The organism is Pseudomonas sp. 15C, from assembly GCF_055484735.1.
Genome location: NZ_JBUDGD010000017.1, coordinates 18340 through 38679 on the forward strand (window position 1 = coordinate 18340; position 20340 = coordinate 38679).

General features: G+C 59.1%; 23 protein-coding genes. 13 read left to right on the forward strand and 10 right to left on the reverse strand.

Going from position 1 to position 20340, the window contains the following annotated elements:
* The first annotated feature begins 137 nt into the window (after nt 1–137).
* Nucleotides 138–1073, forward strand: coding sequence for a polyprenyl synthetase family protein (locus ACYYKW_RS11535; RefSeq protein WP_464990160.1), 936 nt, complete (start codon nt 138–140; stop codon nt 1071–1073).
* Nucleotides 1074–1174: 101 nt separating this feature from the next.
* On the opposite strand, the gene ACYYKW_RS11540 is transcribed toward ACYYKW_RS11535, so the two are convergent.
* The 3 genes from ACYYKW_RS11540 to ACYYKW_RS11550 form a co-directional block, all read right to left on the reverse strand.
* Nucleotides 1175–2614, reverse strand: a complete 1440-nt coding sequence (locus tag ACYYKW_RS11540; protein WP_464990161.1) for an FAD/NAD(P)-binding protein — start codon at nt 2612–2614, stop codon at nt 1175–1177.
* 181 nt (nt 2615–2795) lie between these two features.
* Complete coding sequence (locus ACYYKW_RS11545; RefSeq protein WP_464990162.1) at nt 2796–3149, reverse strand: hypothetical protein; 354 nt, start codon at nt 3147–3149, stop codon at nt 2796–2798.
* A 126-nt stretch (nt 3150–3275) separates the two neighbouring features.
* Nucleotides 3276–3839 carry a helix-turn-helix domain-containing protein gene (locus tag ACYYKW_RS11550; RefSeq protein ID WP_464990163.1) on the reverse strand — a complete coding sequence of 188 codons (564 nt, stop codon included), beginning with the start codon at nt 3837–3839 and terminating at the stop codon, nt 3276–3278.
* Nucleotides 3840–3925: 86 nt separating this feature from the next.
* On the opposite strand from ACYYKW_RS11550, the gene ACYYKW_RS11555 reads away from it, so the two are divergent.
* The 7 genes from ACYYKW_RS11555 to ACYYKW_RS11585 all read left to right on the forward strand — a co-directional run bounded on the left by ACYYKW_RS11555 (nt 3926) and on the right by ACYYKW_RS11585 (nt 11163).
* Entirely contained in the window at nt 3926–4861 is a 936-nt protein-coding gene (locus ACYYKW_RS11555; protein ID WP_464990204.1) for a DMT family transporter, read from the forward strand.
* A 244-nt stretch (nt 4862–5105) separates the two neighbouring features.
* Nucleotides 5106–8024 (forward strand): monovalent cation/H+ antiporter subunit A, encoded by a 2919-nt coding sequence (locus ACYYKW_RS11560; protein WP_464990164.1) that lies wholly within the window; start codon nt 5106–5108, stop codon nt 8022–8024.
* Nucleotides 8024–8368, forward strand: a complete 345-nt coding sequence (locus ACYYKW_RS11565; RefSeq protein ID WP_007910763.1) for a Na+/H+ antiporter subunit C — start codon at nt 8024–8026, stop codon at nt 8366–8368. Before ACYYKW_RS11560 ends, ACYYKW_RS11565 begins: the two co-directional genes overlap by 1 nt.
* The gene (locus ACYYKW_RS11570) at nt 8365–10044 is read left to right on the forward strand and encodes a monovalent cation/H+ antiporter subunit D (protein ID WP_336355502.1); all 1680 of its coding nucleotides are present in this window, start codon (nt 8365–8367) and stop codon (nt 10042–10044) included. The genes ACYYKW_RS11565 and ACYYKW_RS11570 overlap by 4 nt, the downstream gene beginning before the upstream one ends.
* The gene (locus ACYYKW_RS11575; RefSeq protein WP_093100742.1) at nt 10041–10529 is read left to right on the forward strand and encodes a Na+/H+ antiporter subunit E; all 489 of its coding nucleotides are present in this window, start codon (nt 10041–10043) and stop codon (nt 10527–10529) included. The genes ACYYKW_RS11570 and ACYYKW_RS11575 overlap by 4 nt, the downstream gene beginning before the upstream one ends.
* Complete coding sequence (locus ACYYKW_RS11580) at nt 10526–10804, forward strand: K+/H+ antiporter subunit F (RefSeq protein WP_090284207.1); 279 nt, start codon at nt 10526–10528, stop codon at nt 10802–10804. The genes ACYYKW_RS11575 and ACYYKW_RS11580 overlap by 4 nt, the downstream gene beginning before the upstream one ends.
* The gene (locus ACYYKW_RS11585; protein ID WP_093100740.1) at nt 10801–11163 is read left to right on the forward strand and encodes a Na+/H+ antiporter subunit G; all 363 of its coding nucleotides are present in this window, start codon (nt 10801–10803) and stop codon (nt 11161–11163) included. Before ACYYKW_RS11580 ends, ACYYKW_RS11585 begins: the two co-directional genes overlap by 4 nt.
* A gap of 109 nt (nt 11164–11272) precedes the next feature.
* Here ACYYKW_RS11585 and ACYYKW_RS11590 read toward each other — a convergent pair whose 3' ends face one another.
* The 4 genes from ACYYKW_RS11590 to ACYYKW_RS11605 all read right to left on the reverse strand — a co-directional run bounded on the left by ACYYKW_RS11590 (nt 11273) and on the right by ACYYKW_RS11605 (nt 13691).
* Nucleotides 11273–11713, reverse strand: a complete 441-nt coding sequence (locus ACYYKW_RS11590) for a DUF3995 domain-containing protein (protein WP_464990165.1) — start codon at nt 11711–11713, stop codon at nt 11273–11275.
* A 191-nt stretch (nt 11714–11904) separates the two neighbouring features.
* Complete coding sequence (locus ACYYKW_RS11595) at nt 11905–12921, reverse strand: ABC transporter substrate-binding protein (protein ID WP_093100735.1); 1017 nt, start codon at nt 12919–12921, stop codon at nt 11905–11907.
* 126 nt (nt 12922–13047) lie between these two features.
* The gene (locus tag ACYYKW_RS11600) at nt 13048–13245 is read right to left on the reverse strand and encodes a hypothetical protein (RefSeq protein WP_090284214.1); all 198 of its coding nucleotides are present in this window, start codon (nt 13243–13245) and stop codon (nt 13048–13050) included.
* Entirely contained in the window at nt 13242–13691 is a 450-nt protein-coding gene (locus tag ACYYKW_RS11605; RefSeq protein WP_052178306.1) for a hypothetical protein, read from the reverse strand. The genes ACYYKW_RS11600 and ACYYKW_RS11605 overlap by 4 nt, the downstream gene beginning before the upstream one ends.
* A gap of 419 nt (nt 13692–14110) precedes the next feature.
* Between ACYYKW_RS11605 and ACYYKW_RS11610 the strand changes: the two genes are divergently transcribed.
* Together ACYYKW_RS11610 and ACYYKW_RS11615 are read left to right on the forward strand one after the other, a co-directional pair.
* Nucleotides 14111–14383: a hypothetical protein gene (locus ACYYKW_RS11610; RefSeq protein WP_093100732.1), complete on the forward strand. Its 273-nt coding sequence runs from the start codon at nt 14111–14113 to the stop codon at nt 14381–14383.
* 50 nt (nt 14384–14433) lie between these two features.
* The gene (locus tag ACYYKW_RS11615) at nt 14434–14673 is read left to right on the forward strand and encodes a DUF2789 family protein (RefSeq protein WP_090284218.1); all 240 of its coding nucleotides are present in this window, start codon (nt 14434–14436) and stop codon (nt 14671–14673) included.
* Nucleotides 14674–14679: 6 nt separating this feature from the next.
* On the opposite strand, the gene ACYYKW_RS11620 is transcribed toward ACYYKW_RS11615, so the two are convergent.
* The 3 genes from ACYYKW_RS11620 to ACYYKW_RS11630 all read right to left on the reverse strand — a co-directional run bounded on the left by ACYYKW_RS11620 (nt 14680) and on the right by ACYYKW_RS11630 (nt 17221).
* Nucleotides 14680–14883, reverse strand: coding sequence for a hypothetical protein (locus ACYYKW_RS11620; RefSeq protein ID WP_090284220.1), 204 nt, complete (start codon nt 14881–14883; stop codon nt 14680–14682).
* 112 nt (nt 14884–14995) lie between these two features.
* Nucleotides 14996–16600 carry a methyl-accepting chemotaxis protein gene (locus ACYYKW_RS11625; protein ID WP_464990166.1) on the reverse strand — a complete coding sequence of 535 codons (1605 nt, stop codon included), beginning with the start codon at nt 16598–16600 and terminating at the stop codon, nt 14996–14998.
* A 216-nt stretch (nt 16601–16816) separates the two neighbouring features.
* Entirely contained in the window at nt 16817–17221 is a 405-nt protein-coding gene (locus tag ACYYKW_RS11630) for a TraR/DksA family transcriptional regulator (protein WP_065260998.1), read from the reverse strand.
* 403 nt (nt 17222–17624) lie between these two features.
* On the opposite strand from ACYYKW_RS11630, the gene ACYYKW_RS11635 reads away from it, so the two are divergent.
* The 3 genes from ACYYKW_RS11635 to ACYYKW_RS11645 all read left to right on the forward strand — a co-directional run bounded on the left by ACYYKW_RS11635 (nt 17625) and on the right by ACYYKW_RS11645 (nt 20307).
* Nucleotides 17625–18533, forward strand: a complete 909-nt coding sequence (locus ACYYKW_RS11635; RefSeq protein ID WP_464990167.1) for a MurR/RpiR family transcriptional regulator — start codon at nt 17625–17627, stop codon at nt 18531–18533.
* A gap of 62 nt (nt 18534–18595) precedes the next feature.
* Nucleotides 18596–19201, forward strand: a complete 606-nt coding sequence (locus ACYYKW_RS11640; RefSeq protein ID WP_464990168.1) for a glutathione S-transferase — start codon at nt 18596–18598, stop codon at nt 19199–19201.
* A gap of 2 nt (nt 19202–19203) precedes the next feature.
* Nucleotides 19204–20307 carry a DNA alkylation repair protein gene (locus tag ACYYKW_RS11645; protein ID WP_464990169.1) on the forward strand — a complete coding sequence of 368 codons (1104 nt, stop codon included), beginning with the start codon at nt 19204–19206 and terminating at the stop codon, nt 20305–20307.
* Nucleotides 20308–20340: the final 33 nt, after the last annotated feature.

Here is a 20340-nt window from a genome sequence, read left to right on the forward strand (position 1 = left end):
AGCTATAACCATCTATTCTAGATGCTTGTTTGTATCAGGTAAAAAACCTGCCTATCGTTCAAAACGTCTTATGATTCCATTTCCGATGTAACTTGCCATATGAGGAGTCGGCAATACAGCACCAGGAGCCCCGTAAAATGCCTTCGATTTCGCCGCAATATACACTTGCCAAACGAAGCTGGATCGCCGCTTTCGATTATCAGGAACAGCATGCCGGGAAGAAGGTCAGAGCTGCTCTGACTCGCGCACTGGCAACCGTTTTTCAGATCGATTCGCAACAGTCGAAGATCATCAGTCGATGCGTGGAGCGAAAAAACACAGCATCGCTGATCCATGACGACATAGTGGACGAGGACCAGATCCGCCGGGGTGCACCCGCAGTCTGGGTCAAGTTCGGTGTAGACACTGCTCTGATTTCCGGGATGTACGGGTACATCAAAGGCTTGCAATTATTGGCAGAACTGGATGATGTGAACTTGCTTCGCGCCTCGCTACGCAGTCTTGAAGAACTGCACGTTGGTCAGCACATCGACACGCAAATAAGCAAAGGCAGTTCGCTACCCACCTTCGAAGAATACCGTTTTATTGCCCAATCCAACACCGGCTGTTTTTTTACTTTCATCCTGCAGGCCTGCCAACAACTGAAGCCGCTGCCCCAGGGAAGCTACAGCGCACTTATGCAAATGCTTTTGGAACTGGCCGTTTATTATCGCTTGGTCAATGATTATTGCGACATCAACCACAAACCTCATTTTGACAGGAAAGGATTTGCCACCGACCTGGAGGGCGGACCGAAGTCTTTCCTGATGATACTTGCAGGCCGTTGTCTGCTAAAGAAACCAAGAAGCAAAAAAAGAAAGGATGCGATCATTCTTGAATGGGGCAACGCGGGTGTATTCGACAAGGCACTGGCAACCATGGACGCCAGCTACGCGCAGTTAACGCAACATTACGAACGTGCGCAGCGCAAGTGCAACCAGCGCAACTTCAGCGCCCTTCGGCGCTTCTTGAAGAACATTCATTTTCAACAGTCCGTTGACGACAATTATTATGAATGGCTGAAAAAACAATAAACTCAAGCCCTACTGGTTTGAATCACAGCATCATCTGCCCCATACATTTTCAAGGGAAATGACACTCTGTCAGCACCTTGATCGCGGAGTTCAAGCTGCTGCTATTTGATCCGATCCGCTGCCAACCGCGCAGCCAGTGCCTTGGCCTGCAGCGCCACATCCGTCACCGCTGTACTCTCCCACCACATCCCGCGCAACGGCGGCCCCATGGCAAACAAACGCCTGGAAGCGTGCCCTTCGGCATCCAGCACTGCGCCGTCCGCCGCTGCGGCAATGCCCAGCGCCAACGGCCCCGGTTGCACCAGACCTCGCGCCAGCAACTGCTGCGGCAACGGCCGTGCCACGCGGCGCCAGTCGTATTCGATGCCGCTGGAGTTGATCAACGCAGCGCCATACGCCACGCGCGTTTCGGATTCTCCACGAAGGCGGACGCGAATCCCGACTCCGCCTTCCGGACTCGGTTCGAGCCCCTTGAACGATGCCGCATCAATCGTCAGCCGCCCTGCCCCGTGCAGTCTCTCAACCAACTGCGCACTCAACGGCGGCGAACGGTGATGATGACTTTCCCACCATGGCCGCACATGGCGTACGAATTGTCGTCGCTGTACGTCGGTCGCCTGGCTCCACAAGCGCGAGATATGCACGCGAACCGTGTCCAGCGGCGCCTGCCAGTCGATACCTTGCGCAATGGCCTCACGGCACTGCCGGCGCAGCTCGCGCAACAACTGCCGTGGCGTGCGCAGATTATGATCAGCACCGAGGAAATCCACCCAGGCCGGTGGCTGCCGGCGCACATGCGGCAACAAGCCATGCCGGGAAAACACTTTGATCGGCCCGCGATGCCCGGCCTGCTCCAGCGACACCACTGCGTCGACCATGGTCAGGCCGGAGCCGATGATCAGCACGGTCGATTGCGTATCGAGCAGGCGCATGGCGCCGACATCCCAGGGATCCAGCGCGGCGGTGTTGAGACCGCTGGAGGTTTTCTGCGGGGTTCGCGCGGCGGGGAACATGCCGGTCGCCAGTACCGCATAGGTCCCGCTCAGGGTTTGCCCGTCGCTCAAGCTCAGCTGTACCGAATCGGTAGCGGATACCAAGTCTGTGACTTCGGCGCAGATGTGTTCGACGCTCGAGCCGTGTTGCGCGCCGATTGCGCGGGCTTCAGCCAGACGCTGCTGGACATAGAGACCGAACAATCCGCGCGGCGGGAACAGTTCGCTGACTGGCACGCCCTGTTCGGCAGACTCCGGCCAGCCTCCGCCAGCGATGTGCTCGGTGAGCCATTGAGTCAGGTCATCAGCGTTATCCGGGTCGACGCTCATGCGCGCGGCGTTGCCATTGAGCGTATGGCCCGGTTCCACGGCGCTGTAGGCCTCGCCCCGGCCGAGTTCGGCGCGCGGTTCGATAATCACAATCTTGCGCTGCCCGGGCAGACGCAGCAATTGCACCGCCAGCATCGTGCCGCTGAGGCCGCCGCCGATGATCAGGACGTCTGCACAGCGCAAAGAAACGGGTGACTCCGTGTGGATTTGCTCACGCATCGCTTTTTTCTAGGAGGATTTATTTGGCTAACAATATGCTAAATCGCTTCTCTTATCAGCGGGTCTTATTGAGACTCGTTGGCGACCAAGCCAATACAACCAATTGGCGAAATTTTGAACATCGAAAAAAGCGGCAAAAAGCCCCCCTGGTAACCAGAGGGACTGCTCCACCTGAACTGAGCTATTTCTTACGGTCAGGCTTTACGGCGAGAACGATCTTGTAAACAGCTTTCTCCGAAGGGTAGCCATTTCCTCCCCCATCTGGAAAGAGTTCGTAGTGAAACGCAACTGCGTTGTTCCCTGAGTAATTTAACAAGACGCTTTTAGGGATCTGTAATGTGCCTTCATTCCCCGGGGTGAACTTTACAGTATCCAAATATTCCTCAGCTCCGTCCTTTCCGATGTATACGTCAGCTTCGTCATGGGGTTGAGGATTTTCTTGCACAGCAGGAATAATCGCAGTCGCGAATTCAACTATGTTTTGAAGGTTGATGACACCATTTACGGCCTCTTTAATACTGAGCGGCTTAAGCATTCTGTAACTCCTTTTTCAGATATCCAATGGCATTCACTGCTATCACATTGGAGTCGAAGTGCGTTTCACCGTCTACTGTCAGAAATTACAGGGTAAAGCCGCTAGCCGACGAATGGTCGCCATCAGTCAAATCACCACATTACGCACGAATCGCGCCGCCACATCGCCGTCATTGCGGTAGGAATGCGGCTGGTGGCTGGCAAACATGTAGAACTCCCCGGCATTGATGTGCTGCGGCTGATCGCCGAGCATCAGCGTCAGACATCCTGCAAATACAAATATCTGCTCGCTCCAGCCCTCGGCATCGACTTGCGAGGGATAGACCTCACCGGGTTGCAGGCACCACTCCCACTGCTCGACTTCGCGTGTAGCGATCGCCTTCGACAGCAGTACTGCTTTGCTGCCGGGGATGCTGCCGGCCCATGCCACTTCATTGATGCGGCTGGGATCGCGCGCATCCGGAGCCTGGATCAGATCACTGAATGCCACGTCGAGCGCTTCGGCGACGCGATCAAGCGTCGTCAGGCTGACATTCTTCTCGCCCGCCTCGATCGCCACCAGCATGCGCCGACTGACCCCGGATTTTTCCGCCAGTGCTGTCTGGCTCAGGTCGGCGGCATGTCGCAAACGCCGGACATTTTGACTGACGTGTTGCAGGACGGAGGCGCGTTGCGTGGAATCTTTGTGCACTATATTGCTCACTCGGTGGGGTTGGGCAGTATACTGCGCAACGTTGCGCCGCATTGTGCGGCCTCCTTTTTATAGTGCGCAAGGCCATCATGTCATCGAACGGTTCTCCTACTCCTGTGCGTCTTTCCCGTTTCAGCAAAGCCGAGTGCGTGCTGGTGCTGATCACCATGATCTGGGGCGGCACGTTCCTGCTGGTTCAGCATGCGATGACCGTCAGCGGCCCGATGTTTTTTGTCGGCCTGCGTTTTGCGGCTGCTGCGCTGATTGTTGCGCTGTTCTCCTGGCGTCACCTGCGCGAACTGACCCTGTTCGAACTCAAGGCCGGCGCGTTCATCGGCGTGGCGATCATGCTGGGTTACGGTTTGCAGACGGTGGGTCTGCAAACCATTCCAAGCAGTCAGTCAGCGTTTATCACGGCTTTATATGTGCCGTTCGTGCCGTTGCTGCAATGGCTGATTTTGGGACGGCGGCCGGGATTGATGCCAAGCATCGGCATCATGCTGGCGTTTACCGGGTTGATGCTTTTGTCCGGCCCGTCCGGCGCTGCGCTGAATTTCAGCCCCGGTGAGATCGCGACGCTCATCAGCGCCATCGCCATTGCTGCCGAAATCATTCTGATCAGCACTTACGCCGGCCAGGTCGATGTGCGCCGGGTGACGGTGGTGCAACTGGCGACCACGTCGGTGCTGTCGTTCCTGCTGGTCGTGCCGACCGGTGAGCTGATTCCGGATTTTTCCTGGACATTGCTGGTCACCGCGCTAGGGCTGGGCGCTGCAAGCGCGGCGATTCAAGTGGCGATGAACTGGGCGCAGAAAAGCGTTTCGCCGACTCGGGCGACGCTCATTTATGCCGGTGAGCCGGTGTGGGCCGGAATTGTCGGACGGATCGCTGGCGAGCGGTTGCCGGCGATTGCACTGGTGGGTGCGGGGTTGATTGTTGCGGCGGTGATTGTCAGTGAGTTAAAGACCAAGAGGACGGTTGTCGAAGCAGAAACGGAATTGGAGCGGGAAATACAGGGCTGATCCGAACTATCCAGTGCCATTCCGATCGCTATCGCGAGCAGGCTCACTCCTACAGGAGAATGTATTTCAATTGTGGGAACGAGCCTGCTCGCGATGATGCCAATATGGGCAATATCTGCGCTACTGAAACAAGGCTAAACACTAAATTCCGGACTACTTTGTAGGATTCTGAGACATCCTGGCGTTTGGTGATCGGGGAGCTGGCACGTATGATGCTTCACAAACCTCCGCAGATTAGAAGTCTATGTCCCTGATAGTTCTACTGCTTCTGCCTTTCATAGGCAGCTGTCTGGCAGCAGTGCTGCCACACAATGCGCGTAATGCCGAATCCCTGCTGGCAGGTCTGGTCGCTTTGATCGGTACCGTCCAGGTGGCGATGCTGTACCCGCAGATCGCCCATGGCGGCGTGATCCGCGAAGAATTCATGTGGCTGCCCAGCCTCGGCCTGAATTTCATTCTGCGCATGGACGGCTTCGCCTGGCTGTTCTCGATGCTGGTGCTCGGCATCGGCACCCTCGTTTCCTTATATGCCCGTTACTACATGTCGCCGGACGATCCGGTGCCACGTTTCTTCGCGTTTTTTCTGGCGTTCATGGGCGCCATGCTCGGTCTGGTGATTTCCGGCAACCTGATTCAGATGGTGTTTTTCTGGGAGCTGACCAGCCTGTTCTCGTTCCTGCTGATCGGCTACTGGCATCACCGTGCCGACGCCCGCCGCGGTGCCTACATGGCCTTGATGGTCACCGGTGCCGGCGGATTGTGCCTGCTGGCGGGGGTCATGATCCTCGGCCATGTGGTCGGCAGCTATGACCTCGACAAGGTCCTGGCCGCCGGCGACATGATTCGTGCACACGCCCTTTACCCCATCCTCTTGCCTCTTGTTCTCATTGGCGCCCTCAGCAAAAGTGCGCAGTTCCCCTTTCATTTCTGGCTGCCCCACGCAATGGCAGCCCCCACCCCGGTATCTGCCTATCTGCACTCGGCGACCATGGTCAAGGCCGGGGTTTTCCTGCTTGCACGTTTGTGGCCCTCGCTGGCGGGCAGCGAAGAATGGTTCTACATCGTCAGCGGGGCCGGCGCCTGTACGCTGTTGCTCGGCGCGTATTGCGCGATGTTTCAGAACGACCTGAAAGGCCTGCTGGCCTATTCGACCATCAGCCATCTCGGCCTGATCACCCTGCTGCTGGGTCTGAACAGTCCGCTGGCAGCCGTGGCGGCGGTATTCCACATTCTCAACCATGCCACCTTCAAAGCCTCGCTGTTCATGGCCGCCGGCATCATCGACCATGAAAGCGGCACTCGCGATATCCGCAAACTCAGCGGCCTGTTCAAGCTGATCCCCTTCACCGCAACACTGGCCATGGTCGCCAGCGCCTCGATGGCCGGCGTGCCGTTGCTCAACGGTTTCCTGTCCAAGGAAATGTTTTTCGCCGAAACCGTGTTCATCAATGCCACGGCCTGGGTCGAAATCAGTCTGCCGATCGTCGCCACCATCGCCGGCATGTTCAGCGTCGCCTACTCGCTGCGGTTCACGGTCGATGTGTTCTTCGGCCCGACTGCCACCGACCTGCCGCACACCCCGCATGAACCGCCGCGCTGGATGCGGGCACCGGTCGAATTGCTGGTGTTCACCTGCCTGCTGGTGGGGATTTTTCCCGCGCAGATCGTCGGCCCGCTGCTCGCCGCTGCGGCGCTGCCCGTGGTCGGCGGCGAGTTGCCTGAATACAGCCTGGCGATCTGGCACGGCCTGAACGCGCCGATGATCATGAGCCTGATCGCCATGTCCGGCGGCATCGTCCTCTACTGGCTGCTGCGCAGGCAATTCCGATTGGGCCGCTTCAAATATCCGCCGCTGGTGGGTCGCTTCAATGGCAAGCGCCTGTTCGAGCGCAGTCTGGTGCTGATGATGCGTCTGGCCCGGCGTGTTGAACGCCGCCTCGGCACCAAGCGCCTGCAGATGCAGTTGTTTCTGGTGGTATTGGCGGCAGTGCTTGCCGGCCTGATCCCGATGTTGAACAGCAGCCTGAGCTGGGGCGACCGGCCGAAGATCCCCGGCTCGATCGTCTTCGTCACCCTGTGGCTGCTGGCGATCGCCTGCGCCCTCGGCGCCGCCTGGCAGGCCAAGTATCACCGTCTCGCGGCACTGACCATGGTCAGCGTCTGCGGCTTGATGACCTGCGTGACCTTCGTCTGGTTCTCCGCGCCGGATCTGGCGCTGACCCAGCTCGCCGTCGAAGTGGTCACCACGGTGCTCATTCTGCTCGGTCTGCGCTGGCTGCCGCGTCGCATCGAAGAAGTCTCGCCATTGCCGAGCAGCCTGCGCAAGGCGCGGATTCGTCGTCTGCGCGACTTGCTGCTGTCGATTGCCGTCGGCGGCGGCATGGCGCTGTTGTCCTACGCCATGCTGACGCGGCAGACGCCCAACGACATTTCCTCCTTCTATCTCAGTCGCGCCCTGCCCGAAGGGGGCGGCAGCAATGTGGTCAACGTGATGCTGGTGGATTTCCGAGGCTTCGATACCCTCGGCGAAATCACTGTGCTGGTCGCCGTGGCATTGACGGTGTTCGCCCTGCTGCGCCGTTTTCGCCCACCGAAAGAAAGCCTGCAACTGCCAGCGCAGCAACGCCTGCTGGCGCCCGACGTGGTCACTGACTTGGTCAACCCGCGCTCGGCCAGCGACACCGCGCTCGGCTTCATGATGGTGCCAGCGGTCCTGGTGCGTCTGCTGCTTCCGGTTGCGCTGGTAGTGTCGTTCTACCTGTTTATGCGCGGGCACAATCAGCCGGGCGGCGGTTTTGTCGCCGGTCTGGTGATGTCGGTGGCGTTCATCCTGCAATACATGGTGGCGGGGACGCAGTGGGTCGAAGCGCAAATGAGCCTGCGACCGCTGCGCTGGATGGGCACCGGGTTGCTGTTCGCTACTGCTACGGGTCTTGGGGCGACGCTGGTCGGTTATCCGTTCCTGACCACGCACACCTGGCACTTCGAACTGCCGGTGCTGGGCAATATCCACATCGCCAGCGCGCTGTTCTTCGACGTCGGTGTGTATGGCGTGGTGGTCGGTTCGACGTTGTTGATCCTGACCGCCCTCGCCCACCAATCGGTGCGCGGCCACAAGACCGCGTCGCTACCCAGGTCCGTCGCCAGCAAAGGAGCCGTCTGATGGAAGAAGTCATCGCAATCGCCATCGGCGTTCTCGCCGCGTCCGGGGTCTGGCTGATATTGCGGCCACGGACGTTCCAGGTGGTCATGGGCCTGTGCCTGCTGTCGTATGGGGTCAACCTGTTCATTTTCAGTATGGGCAGCCTGTTCATCGGCAAGGAGCCGGTGATCAAGGACGGCGTCACCCAGGACTTGCTTCACTACACCGATCCGCTGCCGCAAGCGCTGGTCCTCACGGCGATTGTCATCAGCTTCGCCATGACTGCGCTGTTCCTCGTCGTGCTGCTCGCTTCGCGCGGCCTGACCGGTACCGACCATGTAGACGGCCGGGAGCCTAAGGAATGATGGCGATGACGCACCTGATCGCCGCACCGATTCTGCTGCCGCTGCTCACCGCCGCGCTCATGTTGATGCTCGGCGAACGGCACCGGCCGCTGAAGGCAAAAATCAATCTGTTCTCCGGCCTGCTCGGGCTGTTCATTTCGATGATGCTGCTGCAATGGACCCAGACCACCGGGGTGCCGGGCTCGATCGGCGTGTACCTGCCAGGCAACTGGCAGGCGCCGTTCGGTATTGTGCTGGTGATCGATCGACTGTCGGCGCTGATGCTGGTGCTGACCGGGATCATCGGCGTCAGCGCCCTGCTGTTCGCCATGGCACGCTGGGATGGCGCAGGGTCGAGCTTCCACGCACTCTTTCAGATTCAACTGATGGGGCTGTACGGCGCGTTCCTGACCGCGGACCTGTTCAACCTGTTCGTGTTTTTTGAAGTCCTGCTCGCCGCGTCCTACGGCTTGCTGTTGCATGGTTCGGGCCGGGCGCGGGTGTCATCGGGGTTGCACTACATCTCGATCAACCTGCTCGCCTCGTCGCTGTTTCTGATTGGCGCGGCGCTGATCTACGGCGTTACCGGCACGCTGAACATGGCTGATCTGGCATTGAAGATTCCGCTGGTGTCGGAAGCCGACCGTGGCTTGCTGCACGCGGGCGCCGGGATTCTCGCGGTGGCGTTCCTGGCCAAGGCTGGCATGTGGCCGCTGAATTTCTGGTTGGTGCCGGCGTATTCCTCGGCCAGTGCGCCGGTGGCGGCGATGTTCGCGATCATGACCAAAGTTGGCGTCTACACCTTGTTGCGCCTGTGGACGCTGCTGTTCTCCGGGCAGGCCGGGGCTTCAGCATTTTTTGGCGGCGACTGGCTGATCTATGGCGGCATGGCGACCATGGGCATCGCAGCGCTGGCGATTCTCGCGGCGCAACGGCTCGAGCGCATGGCCAGCCTGAGCATTCTGGTGTCGGCCGGGATTCTGCTGTCGGCGGTGGGTTTCGCTCAGCCGAACCTGATCGGCGGCGCGCTGTTCTATCTGGTCAGCTCGACCCTGGCACTGAGTGCGCTGTTTCTCCTGGCGGAGCTGATCGAGCGTTCGCGCTCGGCCAACGAAATCCCGCTGGAAGACGAAAGCGAATTGCTGCCACGACCGCAGGAATCCCTGCAACCGCCCAAAGGCATCAACCTCGACGATGAGCAAAAAGCCGTGGTCGGTCAGGTGATTCCATGGACCATGGCCTTTCTCGGCCTGAGCTTTATTGCCTGCGCACTGCTGATCATCGGCATGCCGCCGCTGTCGGGGTTCATCGGCAAACTCAGCCTGATCGGTGCGCTGCTCAATCCGCTGGAATTGGGCAACGGCGGGCCAATCTCCAATGCCGCATGGGCGCTGTTAGCCTTACTGATTCTGACCGGGCTGGCGTCGTTGATGGCGTTTTCGCGTCTGGGCATCCAGCGTTTCTGGACGCCCGAAGAGCGCCCTTCGCCGCTGTTGCGCAAACTGGAATGCGCGCCGATCTTCCTGCTGCTGGGGCTGAGCATCGTGCTGACGTTCAAGGCTGAGCCGCTGTTGCGCTATACCCAAGCCACCGCCGACGCGCTGCACAATCCTCAGCAATACGTGATGGCGGTGCTCGGCACCCGTGCCGTGCCCAGTCCGGAAGGCAAAGCCGCGCTGCTGGAGGTGCAACCATGAAACGACTGTTTCCGGCACCGTGGTTGTCTCTGGCACTTTGGGTTTTGTGGCTGACGCTGAACCTGTCGATCAGCCCGGGCAACTTGCTGCTCGGCGCGGCACTGGGTTTTGCGGCCCCCCTGATGATGCGCAAACTACGCCCCAAACGCGCACGCATTCGCCGCCCTGGTAGCATCGTGCGCCTGTTCTTTCTGGTCGGCCGCGACGTGGTGATGTCGAACCTGATTGTCGCCTGGGGCGTGCTCAACGCCGGCCGGCGTGCGCCGCACTCTTGCTTCATCAAGGTGCCGCTTGATCTGCGCGACGCTCACGGTCTGGCGACGCTGGCGATGATCTGCACGGTGGTGCCCGGCACGGTGTGGTCGGAGCTGGCACTGGATCGCAGCGTTTTGTTGCTGCACGTCTGGGATCTGCACGACGAAGCGCAATTCATCGAGCACTTCAAAAGCACCTACGAGCGACCGTTGATGGAGATTTTCGAATGAGCCCATTGCTGTCGAATGCGATTCTGCTGACGCTGTTCCTGTTCTCGCTGGCCATGGTGCTGACGCTGATTCGCCTGTTCAAAGGCCCCTCCGCGCAGGATCGCGTCCTGGCGCTGGATTACCTGTACATCGTCGCGATGTTGATGATGCTCACCCTGGGCATCCGTTATGCCAGTGACACTTACTTCGAAGCAGCGTTGTTGATCGCGCTGTTCGGCTTCGTCGGCTCGTTTGCCCTGGCGAAATTCCTGCTGCGCGGCGAGGTGATCGAATGACCGACGAACTGTCTCTCTGGGTCGAAATCCCGGTGGCGATTCTGCTGGTGCTCAGCGGCGTGTTCGCACTGATTGGCGCCTTGGGTATGTTACGCATGAAGGATTATTTCCAACGCATGCATCCGCCGGCACTGGCGTCGACACTGGGCGCCTGGTGTGTGGCGCTGGCATCGATCATTTGTTTTTCGGCGCTGAAATCCACGGCGGTAGTGCACGCTTGGCTGATCCCGATCCTGCTGGCGATTACCGTACCGGTGACGACACTGCTGCTGGCGCGGGCGGCACTGTTTCGCAAGCGCATGGCCGGGGATGATGTTCCGGCTGAGGTCAGTAGCCGGCGGACTGAAAGCGGTAGCTGAAGTCTTATATCGCCTGAAATGGTGCTATCGCGAGCAGGCTCACTCCTACATGGGAACGCATTTCGAATGTAGGAGTGAGCCTGCTCGCGATAGCGATCTCTCATTCACCTCATATCCAAGCTACCGCCAACAACCCCGCCCCCAGCACCGCACACAACGGCGAATACACCCATGTATCCAGCCGGACAAACCGCGAATCCTTCACTTCCTTGAAAAACCCCACCAGATTCGAATCGCCGATCGCCCGGGCAAACAGCAACAAGGCAATCGCGCTGATTACCCACTGCAACGCCTTGTGCTGCACCGCCGGCATGCCCCAGCCGACACGCATGCAGACCAGCACGGCGATCAACCACAGAGCGGCTGCCACCAGCAAGGTGATCCAGCCAGACGGTTTGAACGCCGGTCGCAGCGTTTCGACAAAACCAGCCACCGGCACCTGCGGCACCACCACGGCCGCCGCCCATTGCCCACCCAGCGCCCAATACACATGCATCAGGCTGATCAATGCAAAAACGGTCACCAGCCATTGAGCCAACACAAAGGTCATGGTTGAAATCCTTGGAAAGGGATTTGAACAAACCATCGTAGTCGGATTTTTTTCGTGTGCACGACCGGTCGGCGGTATGCAAGGGCATGAGCGGGATTTCAAAAGCATCGCCAGCAGGCTTGCTCCCAGATCGGGTGTGCGATCCCCTGTGGGAGCCAGCCTGCTGGCGATGAACTCAGTCGCCGAGACGACTATTCCAGATCAGCAGAAACCTTCTCGGCCACATCCTTCGGTAACCACGCCTGCCACACATCAGGATGTGCCTTCATGAACGCCACCGCCGCCTCCCGTGGCGCGGTGTGCTTCTCGCTCATTTGCGCCAGCGCCTTGTTCAGCGGTTCGATCGGGAAGTCCACCTTGCTGAAGAATTCAGCGATCTGCGGGTATTGCTTCTGGAACGGCGTAGACACGCCGATAGACAGCTTCGAGGCCAGCGAGCGGGTCGGTTTTGGATTGGGGTTGTCGGCGTCAGTCAGGGTCTTCCAGGCTTCGGCATCGAACGGGGGTTCTTCCAGCTGCACCAGTTTGTACTTGCCGAGCAGCGGGGTTGGCGACCAGTAATAAAACAGTACGGGCTTGCCGCGACGGATCGACGAGCTGATCTCGGCATCCAGTGCGGCCCCCGAACCGCTGCGGAAATTGGTGAAATCGTTCTGCAGCCCGTATGCCGTCAACTTCTGCTTGTTGACTACTTCCGACGTCCAGCCGATCGGGCTGTTCAGAAAGCGCCCCTTGCTGGGGTTTTCCGGGTCTTTGAACACGTCCTTGTACTTTTTCAGGTCACTGACGCTGCGCAAATCCGGAGCCATCGGTTTGATGCCCTTGGCCGGGTCGCCCTTGATCACGTATTCCGGCACCCACCAGCCTTCGGTGGCGCCTTTGACCGTATCGCCCAGACTGACCACTTTGCCCTCGGCCTCGGCCTTGACCCACACCGGACTGCGCCCGGCCCACTCCTCGCCAATCACCTGAATATCATTATTGGCGAGTGCGGTTTCCAGCGTAATGGTGGTCCCCGGCAACGTGTCGGTCGGCAGTCCATAGCCCTTCTCGACGATGACCCGCAGGACATCGGTGATCAGGCTGCCACTTTCCCAGTTGAGATCGGCGAAATGGATCGGCGCCTGTGCCGCCGAGACCGATTGCGCTGACGCCAGCAACCCGAAGGTGGCCACGCTGGCGGCCAGTAACCGTCGAAATCCGTTCATGCATTGCACCTCGTGCTGTTCACAGCCATGGCCGTTGGCCTGAGAGAAGACCGCAAGCCGCTGAATACTCAGTCAACTCACTGTAGCCGAGGTTCCTGCTTTTTCCGGGACTACGCCGCGACGAGGTCAGGTTTCAGACTTTTCCTGCAAGCTTTGCAGCTCGCGTCTGACCATCCCGGCGTATTCTGCGGGGCGCAAGGTATAGAGCTGCGCCGCCACCCAGTTGAGCCATGCGCCTTGCAGCTTGGTCTTTGCGGCGAACAACCGTCGGGCCTCTTGCCGTGCGGCATCGAGATGTTCCAAATGAAAATCCGCGCGACTCACTCGCTGGCCTTGAAGGTCACGAGTTCACCCTTGCGCCACTTGGCCGCTTTGGCGGTGACGGCTTTGAGCGTCTTGGTCAGGCCTTCCTGCAACTGTTGATGAGCGGCGAACACGGTCACCACGCTGTGACCTTCCTTGAACAGGATCGCATGGCCGTCAGCGGTCTCGACGAAGGCGTAATCGCCCAGGCCATACACCGTCAGTTTGATTTCACGGAAGCGGATATCCATCTTGCCGCCTTCACGGCTGGGCAAGACCGATGCACTGAAATGATCGCCGACCTTGAGCTTGAGGCCGGGTTTGTCGTCGACGACCAAAGCACTTTCGGTGTCGATTTCGGCAACGTAAATGCCTTCAGCATTTTGTTCGGTGATGTAAACAAAACGCGATTGGAAAAGTTTGACCAGCTTTGCGCGCAAATCACCCAACACGAACAAAGCATGCATATCGAGATTACTGACTGCCAAGGAAACATCCCCACATCTGAAAAAACCGCACACGGAAAACGCGCACGGCAAAAAACGTCCAGGCCGATGAAGCTGCCAAAACTCAACTGAAATCCGATTCGAGCAGAGCGCTCGTTCAACGCGAGGTTGGTAAGACTACTGGATTGTCACCCGCGAAACTCGTCCCAAAGTCGCCACAGCTCGAAGGAAAAATCCCTACTGATGGCGCAAGCAGACTGACTACAAACTTTAGGGAAAATTCTCACGAAAAAAAGCACTTTTCCGACATATCGCTGGCGAAAAATTGCTTTAGATAAGCCCTGTCGTCAACAGGCACTGGCGATTCTAGAGCAGCGATGCTCATTCCGACTACCCGAAACGGCCGCTAATTCCCGGCCGACTGATGAAAAGGACTTCATATGTGCACTCTGACTCATTTCGCCGTATCGACTGACGCCAGAATCACCGCACCGCTGATCATGCAGGTCAATCACCTGAACGATCTGTCGACAGCTCCCAACACCCACCAGCACCCGCGATATCGGGTCGTCCCCGCCGGTAACGCGTTCTTTCATATAAAGGAAACATCCACCGGCCTTGTAAGAGGTTTCCGCGGCGATCACAACGAAGCTTGCGCCCTCGCCCGCGCCCTTGAAACACAAATCGAACTCCGCGCCAGCTGCCGCCTCTGATAAGGGGAATAAACGAACACGCCGCACCGGCACCGAACCAGGAGTAGACGATGGAACTGCCAACCGAGCTTAACCTGACCACCCTTTTTGAACAGCTGGGCTTGCCGTCGGACGAGGCGTCAATCAACGATTTCGTCGAAGCACACCCGCTGGACCCGGACACCAAGCTTATTGATGCTGATTTCTGGACGCCGCAACAAGCGCAATTACTCAAGGAATGGCTACGTGCAGACGGCGAGGAAGCGCCGATTGTCGATGAGCTGAACGTGCGCCTGCATCGCGGTAAATAAATGCAATCAGTGCAGACGGTCGCCCGGCTCGAAGTTGAGTTGATCGAGCCAGGCAGCCTTGCACGCCTCAGCCTCGTCGCGGCTGGCAAACGCCGTTCCACGCCGCTCGCCGTTGAGCAAAACCACCCAGCACACACTGCGCCCCATCGCGCGCAAACCGGCCGGCACGCCACTGCCGATCATCACCGCCACATCGATTCTGCATTGCATGCAGCCCTCCCAAAATCATTAGCAACCTAACAAGTTTGCAGATTAAGGGTTTCGGTCGAGCGGAAACAGCAACGCCCGTGCACAGATTCATTGCGCCAGCCGTAACAATCGCTTAGCGCGGCTTCTCCGGCTTATACCCCAGACGCAACCCGCCCCAGTGTCGTCCCTTGACCATGATCGGCACCGACAGGTCATGCATCAGCTCACCTGTATCGCGGGTGTAGGTCTGCAACAGCACCGGCTGTTGATGACTGCCGCAACGAATCCCGGTGCGGTCGGCGAACTTGCGTTTGGTGCGGTTATTGATGGCGTCGACCTGCGCATCGCCCGTCAGCGGCTGAGTGAACTGCTGATTGTGCGTCGGCACATAACCCTGCGGCGTGCAGGCGATGGCGAACACCAGCCCTTCGTGACGTGGCAATAATGGCTCCTGAATCGCCGGAAGCACCTGATCGGTATAACGGTCGAAACGGCTGTGAAATTTTGCCGGTTGGGTATTCGGGATCGGCTGGTACTGGCGATCGAAGAGATCTTCCAGGCTGATCTTGCCCTGCTCGACATCCGCCTCGAAACGCGCAGCAATCTGGCTCGCGCCTTCACGGGCCAGATCGTAGACGCGCTGGTGATAGTCATCCAGCCCGACTTCGGCCAGACGCTCGCTGATGGTTTCCGCCTGCCCTTCCATCTGTACAGCTGCTTCAGCCAGGCGCCGCGTCTGTTGATCGCTGATCGCCAGGTCGCTGCGCATCTGCTCGATCGCTATGAACAAGCTGTCGAGCTGCTCGCGATTGGTCTGTGCACCGTGGGCGATTTCGCCAACCTGGCTTTCAACCCCGGCTGCCAGTCGGGCAATGTTTTCCAGATGCTCGCCAGTGTGCTCGACCTGCTCGACGCCGGTTTGCAGATCGCTGGAGAGCTGGCGAATCTGCTCAACCACCTGAGCCGTGCGCTGCTGAATATCGGCAACCATTTCGCCAACTTCGCCGGTCGCCGACGCCGTGCGCGCCGCCAGACCACGCACTTCATCGGCCACCACGGCAAACCCGCGACCATGCTCACCAGCCCGCGCCGCCTCGATCGCCGCGTTCAACGCGAGCAGATTGGTCTGGCTGGCAATCGACTGGATCACCAGCGTGACGCGCTGAATGTCATCGCTGCGCAGGCTCAGAGCCTCAATCAGTTCCCGGCTGGCATTGGCGCGTTCACTGAGTTGATGCATACGCGAGATTGAATCCACCAGCTCCGTGCGCCCCGCCGCGCTGCTGTGATGCGCCTGACTGGCGGCTTCCAGCGCTGCGCGGCTGAGCTGCGACGTGGCCTGTTCGGTGGCGATCATCACCTCGGCGTTGCTGACGATCTGCGCCGCCGCGTCGAGTTGCGATTCGAGTTTGCTCGCCAGCTCTTTGACCGAAAACGCCACGCCGGCTGCTGACAGCGCGTTATGGCTGGTGGTGTAGGAAAGATCGCGGGTCAGTTCGGAAATTGCGCTGCGGTTGTCGCTTGGCAGCGAATCGGCGACTGCGCGGGTGCGCAGGCGCGGCAGCCAGACGATCAGCACTGCCAGCGGCAATCCGATGTACAGCGACCATTCGGCCAGAGTCGTGCCAGCCAATAACAGCATCAGGGCGATGCTTTGCAGGGTCGGTGCGATCCAGCGGTTTTTTGCTAATTGCACTGGTGCAGGCAGCGCCGCAACCAGAGATCCGTCTCTCGTCATATCATCACCCCACGCCTGTTCTCATTGTTGTGACTGCATTAAACGCCACTACAACGCCATTATCCATGGTCCGTTAGTCGTGAGGTCTGTGGCGGTCAATGTAAACGCGGAGCAAATGTTGCAGACGATAAAAAGCTTCGCGGGCAAGCCCGGCGCCCACCGGTTCGATTCGAACCTGGTGGGGCGGACTTGCCCGCGATCACAGCGCCGGAAAAATCAGGCCTGACGCTGGTGCTTGTCGATCTGCTCGTGACGTTCCTGAGCTTCGATGCAGTACTTGGTGGTCGGACTGATCAGCAGGCGTTTCAGGCCAATAGGCTCGCCGCTGTCGTCGCACCAGCCGAAGCTGTCTTCCTTGATGCGCTCAAGGGCTTGTTCCAGTTGTGGCAGCATGCGCTGGTCGCGATCGATCGCGTTGACCAGCCAGGTGCGCTCTTCTTCAACCGAAGCCGCGTCCGCCGGGTCAGCCGGAGTGTCCAGGCTTTCGATGGCGATACGGTTTTGCTCAATGCGCTCGTGGGTTTCGACTTTCATGTTCTGCAACAGCTCAGTGAAGAAAGCGTGTTGCTCTGCATTCATGTAGTCATCTGCCGGCATCGCCAGCAACTTGTCCTTTGTCATTGATATCTCTATAAAAAAACGTGCATTAAGGCGAATTAGGGAGCGTTTCGGCGAGCCGTGTCCGGTCGTCGAAAAGGCATCGTTTATTGCAAACGCCACCCGGCACTCAATTTACGAAGGGGCGGCAGTCTAAGGCCCGATCGAGGCCTCAGCAACTGTAAATACTGGGAATTTGTCCGACAACGCCCGGAAACTGCTCTGACACAGGCTTCACACGGCCATCGGAGTGCGTTTATAGCAAGAAATTCAGTCGAGCGGCTGTATATAGAAGACAAACGGCTAACTACGCCGCGCTTGCTCGATGAATTTTCCGCGCGAAGTGCATCGTTTCAGCACAGCAGAGCGCGCCAAGCCTCACTACTATCAGGCGCAACCTGCGCTCAAACAGCCTGAAGGATGACGTATGCCCCGCCCCGATCTGCCGGCCACCGCCGAGGTTGCCCTCGCCAGCCCCCCGATCAACGCCGAGCGTTTGCTGCAACTGATCACTGAGCAATACGACAGCCTGCCGCGCCAGCTCAAACGCATCGCCAGCTACATCAGCCAGCAGAGCGAGCGGATCATGGTCGACCGCATCAGCGATATCGCCCGTGAATGCGAAGTGCAACCCTCCGCCATCGTGCGCTTCTCGCAACGCTTCGGTTTCAGCGGCTTCAGCGAAATGCAGGCGTTGTTCCGCAGCGCCTACACGGACAAGGCCTCGCCCGCGCAAAACTACCAGCAACGCATCCGCAGCCTGATCGCCAGCCCCTCACGCAACGCCAGCGACGGCGACCTCGCCCGCGAATGCATCGACGCGACGCGCTCAGGCATCGAACGCCTCGGCCGCGAACTCGACGACGCGGCGTTCACAACCGCCGTCGACCTCATCGTCAACGCTGACAACATTTATGTCGTCGGCGTACGCCGCTCCTTCGCGGTCGCCGATTACCTCGTTTACAACCTGCAACACACGCAGAAACGCATTCATCTGGTGTCAGGGCTTGGCGGCAGCTATCGCGAGCAGATGCGCAGCGTGCGCGCCGGTGATCTGGTCATTGCGATCAGCTTCGTCCCTTATGCCAAGGAAACCCAACACTGCCTGCGTTTCGCCCGCGAGCAGCAGGCGAACACCCTGATCCTCACCGACAGCCACCTCTCGCCGCTGGTCAAATGGGCCAACAGCGTGCTGCTGGTCAACGAAGGCAGCGCTTTGGCCTTTCGCTCGCTGAGTGCGACGCTGTGTTTGTGCCAGGCGCTGTTTGTCGCGGTGGCGTATCGGTTGGGGCTGAATGTCGATGAGATTCATGAACAAGCCGGATTCGATGACTGACAATTGCCGCCACCTCGGCTAGGTTATGCCTACCCCACCGGTTCGACTTGAAGGAACGCGTCATGAAACTGATCGGCATGCTCGACTCCCCTTACGTGCGCCGCGTGGCGATCTCCGCCAAATGCCTGGGCATCGACCTGGAACACGAGTCCGTCTCGGTGTTCCGCCACTTCGAACAATTCCAGCAGATCAACCCGGTGGTCAAAGCCCCGACGCTGATCCTCGACGACCGCGTCGTGCTGATGGACTCGACGCTGATCCTCGACTACCTCGAAGCCAGTTCCGGCAAAACCCTGCTGCCGACCGAACTGAGCCAGCGCGCCCACGCCCTGCGCCTGATCGGCCTCAGCCTCGCCGCCTGCGAAAAAGCCGTGCAACTGTATTACGAACGCAACCTGCGCCCCGCCGACATTCAATACCAGCCGTGGGTCGAACGCGTCGAAAGCCAACTCGCCGCCGCCTTCACCGCCCTCGAACAGGAACTGGAAACACACGCCTTGCCCACCGACGGCCCCCTCACCCAAGCCGGCATCAGCCTCGCCGTCGCCTGGAGTTTCACCGAACTTGTCGTCCCCGATCAAATCGACGCCAGCCGCTACCCGCACATCGCCCAATACACCGCGTACGCCGAAACCCTCGAAGCATTCGTCAGCACGCCGATGACCTGAGCATGAGTGAGCCCGCAACCGCCGCTCCGGCGCTAAAGGAAATCTTCAACGCCGAACGCCTGCAACACATCGCCAGCGAGATGAGCGCCGTTTACCCGGCATTCAAGGCCAAGGCATTTCTTGAACATGCCCAGCACGGCCTCGCAGAATTATCGGTGATGCAACGCATGGCGCGTGTCAGCGAAAGCCTGCACGCCGTGCTGCCGCTGGATTACGCAGATTCCCTCAAAGCGCTGTTCGAACTCGCCCCGCGATTGAACAGCGGATTCGTCAGCATGTGCCTGCCGCACTACGTCGCGACATACGGTGGGCACGCGTTCGACACATCAATGAACGCGCTGAAATACTTCACCACCTTCGGCTCCTCCGAATTCGCCATCCGCCACTTCCTGCGCAGCGACCTCGAACGCACCCTGGAGCACATGCACGACTGGGCCCACGACGAAAACCACCACATCCGCCGCCTCGCCAGCGAAGGCAGCCGCCCTCGCCTGCCGTGGTCGTTTCGACTGGAACCGATTCAAGCGAATCCGCAGTTTACCGCCGGAATACTGGAGCGGTTGAAGGCCGATGAGAGCTTGTACGTGCGCAAGTCCGTGGCGAATCATTTGAATGATGTGACGAAGGTGCATCCGCAGTGGGTGCTGGACACGATTGAAGGATGGTCGCTGGAGAACAAGCACACGGGCTGGATTGCGAAGCATGCGTTGCGCAGTTTGATTAAGCAGGGGGATCTAAGGGCGCTGACGGTGATTGGTGCCGGGGCGAAGGCTGAGGTGGAGTTGCTGGAAGTGCGGGTTGAGCCGGCGGTGGTGCGGTTGGGGGATGCGATTACGTTTTCGTTTGTTGTGAAGTCGACTGTAGCGCATGAACAGCGTTTGGTGATTGATTATGCGATTGACTATGTGAAGGCGAATGGTGGGATTTCGCGGAAGGTTTTCAAGTTGAAGATGGTGGAGTTGGCGGGGTTGGGGAGTGAGGTGGTTAGGCGGAGGCAGGTGATTAGGGACTTTACGACGCGGAAGCATTTTGCAGGGCGGCATGGGGTTTGGGTGATGGTGAATGGGGAGGTTTTGGGGAGTGGTGGTTTTGATTTGGTTGGTTGAGGGTGCTGTGGATAGGGAGAAAACTGGCAGCCA

Bases quoted from the DNA above. Each gene is read 5' to 3' on its own strand.
- ACYYKW_RS11535 (WP_464990160.1), top strand. From the start codon at position 138: ATGCCTTCGATTTCGCCGCAATATACACTTGCCAAACGAAGCTGGATC.
- ACYYKW_RS11540 (WP_464990161.1), bottom strand. From the start codon at position 2,614: ATGCGTGAGCAAATCCACACGGAGTCACCCGTTTCTTTGCGCTGTGCA.
- ACYYKW_RS11545 (WP_464990162.1), bottom strand. From the start codon at position 3,149: ATGCTTAAGCCGCTCAGTATTAAAGAGGCCGTAAATGGTGTCATCAAC.
- ACYYKW_RS11560 (WP_464990164.1), top strand. From the start codon at position 5,106: ATGTCCCTGATAGTTCTACTGCTTCTGCCTTTCATAGGCAGCTGTCTG.
- ACYYKW_RS11565 (WP_007910763.1), top strand. From the start codon at position 8,024: ATGGAAGAAGTCATCGCAATCGCCATCGGCGTTCTCGCCGCGTCCGGG.
- ACYYKW_RS11570 (WP_336355502.1), top strand. From the start codon at position 8,365: ATGATGGCGATGACGCACCTGATCGCCGCACCGATTCTGCTGCCGCTG.
- ACYYKW_RS11575 (WP_093100742.1), top strand. From the start codon at position 10,041: ATGAAACGACTGTTTCCGGCACCGTGGTTGTCTCTGGCACTTTGGGTT.
- ACYYKW_RS11580 (WP_090284207.1), top strand. From the start codon at position 10,526: ATGAGCCCATTGCTGTCGAATGCGATTCTGCTGACGCTGTTCCTGTTC.
- ACYYKW_RS11585 (WP_093100740.1), top strand. From the start codon at position 10,801: ATGACCGACGAACTGTCTCTCTGGGTCGAAATCCCGGTGGCGATTCTG.
- ACYYKW_RS11590 (WP_464990165.1), bottom strand. From the start codon at position 11,713: ATGACCTTTGTGTTGGCTCAATGGCTGGTGACCGTTTTTGCATTGATC.
- ACYYKW_RS11595 (WP_093100735.1), bottom strand. From the start codon at position 12,921: ATGAACGGATTTCGACGGTTACTGGCCGCCAGCGTGGCCACCTTCGGG.
- ACYYKW_RS11605 (WP_052178306.1), bottom strand. From the start codon at position 13,691: ATGCATGCTTTGTTCGTGTTGGGTGATTTGCGCGCAAAGCTGGTCAAA.
- ACYYKW_RS11610 (WP_093100732.1), top strand. From the start codon at position 14,111: ATGTGCACTCTGACTCATTTCGCCGTATCGACTGACGCCAGAATCACC.
- ACYYKW_RS11615 (WP_090284218.1), top strand. From the start codon at position 14,434: ATGGAACTGCCAACCGAGCTTAACCTGACCACCCTTTTTGAACAGCTG.
- ACYYKW_RS11620 (WP_090284220.1), bottom strand. From the start codon at position 14,883: ATGCAATGCAGAATCGATGTGGCGGTGATGATCGGCAGTGGCGTGCCG.
- ACYYKW_RS11625 (WP_464990166.1), bottom strand. From the start codon at position 16,600: ATGACGAGAGACGGATCTCTGGTTGCGGCGCTGCCTGCACCAGTGCAA.
- ACYYKW_RS11630 (WP_065260998.1), bottom strand. From the start codon at position 17,221: ATGACAAAGGACAAGTTGCTGGCGATGCCGGCAGATGACTACATGAAT.
- ACYYKW_RS11635 (WP_464990167.1), top strand. From the start codon at position 17,625: ATGCCCCGCCCCGATCTGCCGGCCACCGCCGAGGTTGCCCTCGCCAGC.
- ACYYKW_RS11640 (WP_464990168.1), top strand. From the start codon at position 18,596: ATGAAACTGATCGGCATGCTCGACTCCCCTTACGTGCGCCGCGTGGCG.
- ACYYKW_RS11645 (WP_464990169.1), top strand. From the start codon at position 19,204: ATGAGTGAGCCCGCAACCGCCGCTCCGGCGCTAAAGGAAATCTTCAAC.